Source organism: Deinococcota bacterium (assembly GCA_030858465.1).
Classification (GTDB): domain Bacteria; phylum Deinococcota; class Deinococci; order Deinococcales; family Trueperaceae; genus JALZLY01.
In genome coordinates, this window is the sequence record JALZLY010000146.1 from 1 (window position 1) to 5,902 (window position 5,902).

The window sequence follows — 5,902 nt, forward strand, 5'->3', positions numbered from 1 at the left end:
CCCTCCAGAAGGGGCTGTTTTATTGTTCCAGCCGATAGTGGCCGGCACGCCGCAACGCCCGAGGTCGTCAGCGTGCACCTCTTAGGCTCGGCGAGAGAGTCATGACCATGTCCGCAAAAACAGGAAGACCCCGGCGGTCTTGGTAAACTGGCCTATGCCTTGTTTACTCTATGGTTCTTACGGCTACACGGGCGAACTGATCGCCAAGGAGGCGGTAGCCAGGGGGCTTAAGCCCGTTCTGGCCGGGCGCGACCAGGCGAGGCTCGTCGCGCAGGCTGAGGCGCTAGGCCTTGACTGTCGCGCCTTTGCGCTCGACGAGCCCAGGGTGATCGAAAGGGCACTCGAGGACGTGCCGGTGGTTCTCCACTGCGCCGGCCCCTTCTCGCGCACCTCCAAGCCGATAGTGGATGCCTGCCTCAGGACCGGTACGCACTACCTCGATATCACCGGGGAGATCGCCGTCTTCGAAGCGGTGGCGCGGCGCGGCGCCGAGGCCGAGGCGGCGGGGGTGATGCTCCTGCCGGGCGCGGGCTTCGACGTGGTGCCGTCGGACTGCCTGGCGGCTTACCTGGGGGCACAGCTGCCCACGGCCAGCCATCTCGCGCTGGCCTTTCAGGGCGTGGGCAGCAGGATGTCGCGAGGCACGGCGACGACGATGTTGGAGGGCCTGCACCTGGGCGGCGCTGTTCGCGAGAACGGCAAGATCGTGCGCGTGCCTGCCGCTTACAAGGTCCGCGAGATCGACTTCGGCCGCGGCCCGACGACGGCCGTGACCATCCCCTGGGGCGACAGTGTAGGGCCACTAGGCCCCCGCTAGTGCGGGTACTACGTGACCACGGCCTACCACAGCACGGGCATCCCCACCATCGAGGTCTATACCGCACTGCCCCGCCGGGCGCCGCTCGCCCTCAGGGCGAGCCGCTACGCAGGCCGGCTCCTGGGCAGTTCGCTCGTCCAGCGCTTTCTCAGGGGGCGCATCCAGAGGCAGCCGCCCGGTCCCAGCGAGGAGGAGCGCCGCCGGGGCAAGAGTCTCCTCTGGGGCGAGGTGAAGGACGGCCGGGGCGAGCGGGTGGCGGCCCGCCTCAGCGGTCCCGAAGGCTACAGCATGACAGTAGGGACGGCGCTCTTAATCCTCGAAAAGGTCCTGGCCGGAGACGTGAAACCCGGTTTCCAAACGCCGTCACGCGCCTACGGCGCCGGCTTCATCTTGGGTCTGGACGGCGTGACACGGGAACTCGCGCCTTGAAAGAGCGCGTCCTCGTGTCCTGGAGCGGCGGCAAGGACAGCATGATGGCGCTCCAGGCGATCTTGAGCGAGGGGCGTTACGAGGTCGCCGCGCTGCTCACGACCGTCACCGAACCCTACGGCCGGATCAGCATGCACGGCGTCAGGCGTTCCCTGCTGGAGAGACAGGCCGAGGCGCTGGGGCTGCCGCTCGAGCAGGTAGCCATCACCGCCCACCCCAGCAACAGCAACTACGAGACCAGGATGCTGGCGGCGCTCGAGGAGTGGCGAAACAGGGACGTTCAGGCCGCCGTCTTCGGCGACCTCTTTCTCGAGGATATCCGCCACTACCGCGAAAGCCTGCTTGCAAACCTGGGCATGAGAGCGGTCTTTCCCCTCTGGGGCCAGGACAGCCTGGCGCTCGCCCGGAACTTCACCGGCCAAGGCTTTAGAGCCGTCATCACCTGCGTGGACACCCAGACCCTGGCCGGCAGCTTCGCCGGACGCGACTACGGCGAACCCTTCTTGGCCGACCTGCCCGTAGGCGTGGACCCCTGCGGCGAGAACGGCGAGTTCCACTCCTTCGTCTACAGTGGCCCCCTCTTGCAGAGGAACATCGCCCACCGCCGCGGCGAGCATGTCTTGCGCGATGGGCGCTTCATGTACTGCGACCTCTTGCCGACCGAGACAGACATGGGGCGCTAGCACCGGCGCCTTCGCCGGCAAGTTCGATCAGGTCCAGGTGGTCGTCTGTCTCGTTCACGTCAGCCTAATGCCGGTGAGCCCAAACTTTGCAGGAGCCGAAAGCCGGGCTCAGCCCTCCTGGCCTTGCCGGCCGCCCCCAGAACGTGACGGCCGACGAACTCCAAGGCCGCGTCGCCCGAGGGCGGGTGCATGAGCCCGGCGCGAGCGTCGCGGAAGTAGCGCTCGAGCGGCAAAGAGCGCGTCACGCTGGCGCCCCCGGCGATTCTAAGAGCCCTTTCGGTCACCTCTATCGCTGTCTCGGTCGCTAAGTGTTTGGCGGCTACCACGCGCGGGAAGAGGGCCTCGCGCGGTGCCAGCGACCAGTCTTGCGCCACCGCCAGGAGCAGGGTCTTAGCGGCGTCCACAGCCACCTCGAGCTCGCCTAGCTGCCGCTGCACCTTGGCCAAGCTGGCGATCGGCTTGCCGAGCGCCGTGGGCACGCGCTCCTGCGGGACGCTCAAGCTGAAATAGCCCGCCTCCCTGAGCACCCGCACGTCTTCAGGCGGCAATGCACCTTTACGGTCGGCTTCAGGGGCACGGGTGCTCAGTTGCCGAGCAAGGCTTTGGGTGAGTTCCGCTATTTCTCTGGACAAGGACGCACCTCCTCTGCTCGAGTTTAATGCCTAGCCGGAAAGACCGTTAAACGCCTGTAAAGGGAACCCACCAAGCGCTGAGTTCAATCGAACCCCCGCCCAATCAGAATGGATCAGGGTCGCCCAGAGATCTCCAAAAGCCTCTTCTGAAGCCCTTAGCAATCGCAAGGTGTTGATAACGAAGGCTACCCTCGAGCCCCACGGCAAGTTGCTTATCACCTTGCGTATCCAGCACTTGTGCTCTGCTATTCATGGTCCTTGCTCATGAGCTTGACAGAAAGAGCTGTCCATAAGGTTGGTGTAGCACCGCATGCTCAAGCCATCTGGAGTGGCGTCAATATAGATTAAGTACGCTATTGGATACCACCCCTGAATCGTGAAGCTCACGTGTGTGACTTCGGGTTGATTGCTTATGCCAGCAGTGACGGCGACGTGAGTACCAGGGTAATCGCCAAAGTGCTCGGTGTCAGAGGTATTCGGCAGAACGGTGTACGTAGCGACCTGCTCTCCATTTTTCTCAACGGTAACGTGAACGGATTCGTGATGGGTGTTGGTGACAAAAACATCTACATTGGCAGCGTGACGGGTGCAAGCTCCCAACAGGAAAATGCCAAGAAGTAAGCACCCATGCAAAAGAAATTGTAAAAGTTGTCCTTCTTATCTCTCGCCAGCATGCGGCCTTGGTCATGAGAACTTCACAAGAACTTTTGTGTAGGCGCTTATCGACCCCTCCAGCATCCCTGACAATCCTGTCGCTGTGGTGTAGCTGAACGAGCTGATGAGAAGGTGCCCTGTGAAACGGGTATAGTCACTGTAAACCTCTAGCAGTTCTCGATTCATCTTCCTATCCTAGTGTTTCTGCCCTTCGTGCGTAAGGTGAGTTTCAATCTTGCCCTGATAGAGTTTTTTGAAGATGACGATAACCAGAAGTGGCTTGCCCGTGTGCTTGGTTCTGGTCTTGCAAACGGACAATCCTAAAGCGTAAGCAGGTTCTGGGAGTTGGTCCAAAGCCATGTTTTTGCGCAAGCTGTCCGCGGGTTCAAGGCGTGTTACGCTTCCATCGTGGAGTTGCCGCCGCCCCTTCGTCAAGCTGTAGATGCTGCGCTAAACAGTGTAACCTTGGCCGACCTCACGCGAGCAGCGGCGACGCTGTCGCAGCGTTACCGGGCGGAGGTGCAAGACGGGCGGTTTCATCTCCCTGACGACATGGCGGCGCGCGCCTATCTCGCCACCCGTCTGCCCGCCACTTACGCCGCGGTCCGTGCCAGCCTGGATGCGGTGGCGCAGGTGCGGCCTGATTTTGCGCCTCGTACCGTACTGGATGTCGGCGCTGGCCCCGGCACGGCGCTCTGGGCGGCCGCCGGACGCTGGCCGAGCCTCGAGGAGGCGGTACTCGTAGAGGGAAGCTCGGCCATTCGCGCTTGGGGAGAGAGGCTGACGGCACGAGCGCCGCTGGCGCGGGTCGAGTGGCGGGCAGGCGACGTCGCCCAGGAGTTGCCCGAACTGGCGCCGCGCGACCTCGTGACCTTAGCCTACGTGCTGGGCGAGCTTGTGCCGGAGGCGCGCGAGCGGCTGGTCGACCGGCTGTGGTCGCTAACCGCCGACACGCTGGTGATCGTCGAACCCGGTACGCCCGCCGGCTGGACGCGTATCTTAAGCGTCCGCGCCCGGCTGGTAACGGCGGGCGCGCATCTGCTCGCCCCCTGCCCCCACGCCGTCACCTGCCCCTTGGCGTCGCCGGATTGGTGCCACTTCTCCCGCCGCGTCGCTCGCTCGAGGCTGCATCGTCAGGCCAAGGGAGCGGAGGTGCCGTGGGAGGACGAGAAGTACAGCTATATCGCCGCCTCGCGTCGAGCCGGGGTGTCGCCGGAGGCGCGGGTTCTTGCCCCTCCGAGGGCGCGCCGTGGCCTCGTTAGTCTCAAGCTGTGCGTAGAGGATGGTGCGGCAGAGGAGCGGCTCCTATCAAAACGTGACGGCGCCTCGTTTAGAGCGGCCCGGCGCCTCAGTTGGGGCGATACACTCTAAAACTTCACCCCAGACGTCGATACTTCAGCCATGTCTGCTAAGCCATAAACTCCGTAAGGGAGTCCTTTAGACGTGAATGGCTCTGCCCTCAACCGCTAGCGCCGCCTCCTTGACGGCCTCGGCCAAGGTCGGGTGGGCGTGGCTCGAGCGCCGAGGCGAGCCGCCAGAGGAGCACGGTTTCGCTGTGGACCGGGCCTTCAGGCAAGCGCGACAGAAGGCGGTGCATCCTGGCGTGGTCCCCTCGTGACCAGAAGTGGTTCTTGCCGTGCTCGAGCACGGTCGCGACGTTCTCCGGGGACTGCTCGGCGGCGAGCTCCAAAGCTCTCATAAAACGTCCTTGCTCGAGCAGGATCCGCAGTAGGGTGACGGGCTCTAAAGGTTCGCCCGCCGCGGGAGTAGGGCAGAAGCCGGCAGCTGAAGGCTGCGGCGGCGAAGGGACGCCGCGCGCTTTAGCCAGCTCCAGCAGAAAGGGTTCAAGCGCGCCGTTGCTCGATTTCAGCAAGGCGGCCACGAGCGCCCGGGGCAACCCGTCCCCTGCCAAAAGCAGCGCCTCCTCCAGGCCAAGCCTGAGCCGGTCGGGGCCCAGAAGGCGCGCCGTCTCCGGCAGGACAAAGGCGGGATGGGGCACACCGAACTGCACGATCACCCGGCTCTGCCCCCGGTGTAGGCTCAACAGCTTCCGGGCGAAGTCCAGCCCGTGTTCCGCACCAGCGAGCGCAAAGCTGAAAGGTTCCAGCAGGCTCTGGTGCGCAGCGAGAACGTTGAGGCCGTAACCATAGGGCATCCCGTAGCCGAAGAGCGGACTTCCCAGCGCCCTCGTGACCGCGTCGGCCAGTTTGTTGCCCTGGCTCACCGGGTCGTCCCGGTCGCCGGCATCCAGCTCGAGCCGGATAAGAGGCCGGTCCTCTTCTGCGAGCGCCTGAAGAAGATAGCCTGAGCCCCAACTGCCGTCATCGAGCAAGATGATCGGCCCATCGGCATCACAAAGAGCACGAAGATGCCTGAGCCATCCTTCAGGCGGCTGACGGGTGAAAGCGCTCCTATCCATAGAAGATTCCCTGGCGGAATCATGAGCCCTGTCCTATAGGTGCTTCAGCATAGCAGGGTTCGGCTCTAGACGGCTCCAGGCTCGAAGCTCTCGAGCACCCCCCACCCACGCTGCCCCGTCCCTCCGGCCTCGACGCAGGCCAGGAAGACCGTGCCGCTCAGGCCTCGCGCCAGGGTGAGGCGGCTGCGCTCGAGCAGCCCGAGCTCCCGCCCGCCCGGCAGGCTCAGCCGCCAGCCCCCCTCCTCGCGGCGGAGGCGCTCGCCCAGCC

6 protein-coding genes and 1 pseudogene are annotated in these 5,902 nt (G+C 64.3%); 4 read left to right on the forward strand and 3 right to left on the reverse strand.

Features of this window, described 5'->3' with window-relative positions; genetic code table 11:
- The first annotated feature begins 154 nt into the window (after nt 1–154).
- Together M3498_06950 and M3498_06955 are read left to right on the forward strand one after the other, a co-directional pair.
- Nucleotides 155–1,246 (forward strand): annotated as a pseudogene (locus tag M3498_06950) (saccharopine dehydrogenase NADP-binding domain-containing protein).
- The gene (locus M3498_06955) at nt 1,243–1,929 is read left to right on the forward strand and encodes an adenine nucleotide alpha hydrolase (protein MDQ3459021.1); all 687 of its coding nucleotides are present in this window, start codon (nt 1,243–1,245) and stop codon (nt 1,927–1,929) included. The pseudogene M3498_06950 and the gene M3498_06955 overlap by 4 nt, the downstream one beginning before the upstream one ends.
- A gap of 59 nt (nt 1,930–1,988) precedes the next feature.
- Here the strand turns inward: M3498_06955 and M3498_06960 are convergent, their stop codons facing one another.
- Nucleotides 1,989–2,561, reverse strand: coding sequence for an acyl-CoA dehydrogenase family protein (locus tag M3498_06960; protein ID MDQ3459022.1), 573 nt, complete (start codon nt 2,559–2,561; stop codon nt 1,989–1,991).
- Between the two features lie 387 nt (nt 2,562–2,948).
- Between M3498_06960 and M3498_06965 the strand changes: the two genes are divergently transcribed.
- Nucleotides 2,949–3,182 (forward strand): hypothetical protein, encoded by a 234-nt coding sequence (locus M3498_06965; protein ID MDQ3459023.1) that lies wholly within the window; start codon nt 2,949–2,951, stop codon nt 3,180–3,182.
- Between the two features lie 441 nt (nt 3,183–3,623).
- On the forward strand, nt 3,624–4,586 hold the full coding sequence (locus M3498_06970; GenBank protein MDQ3459024.1) for a methyltransferase type 11: 963 nt from the start codon (nt 3,624–3,626) through the stop codon (nt 4,584–4,586).
- Between the two features lie 88 nt (nt 4,587–4,674).
- On the opposite strand, the gene M3498_06975 is transcribed toward M3498_06970, so the two are convergent.
- Both M3498_06975 and M3498_06980 read right to left on the reverse strand, forming a co-directional pair.
- On the reverse strand, nt 4,675–5,547 hold the full coding sequence (locus tag M3498_06975; protein ID MDQ3459025.1) for a hypothetical protein: 873 nt from the start codon (nt 5,545–5,547) through the stop codon (nt 4,675–4,677).
- 152 nt (nt 5,548–5,699) lie between these two features.
- On the reverse strand, nt 5,700–5,902 hold a 203-nt coding region (locus tag M3498_06980; protein MDQ3459026.1), incomplete at its 5' end, for a hypothetical protein.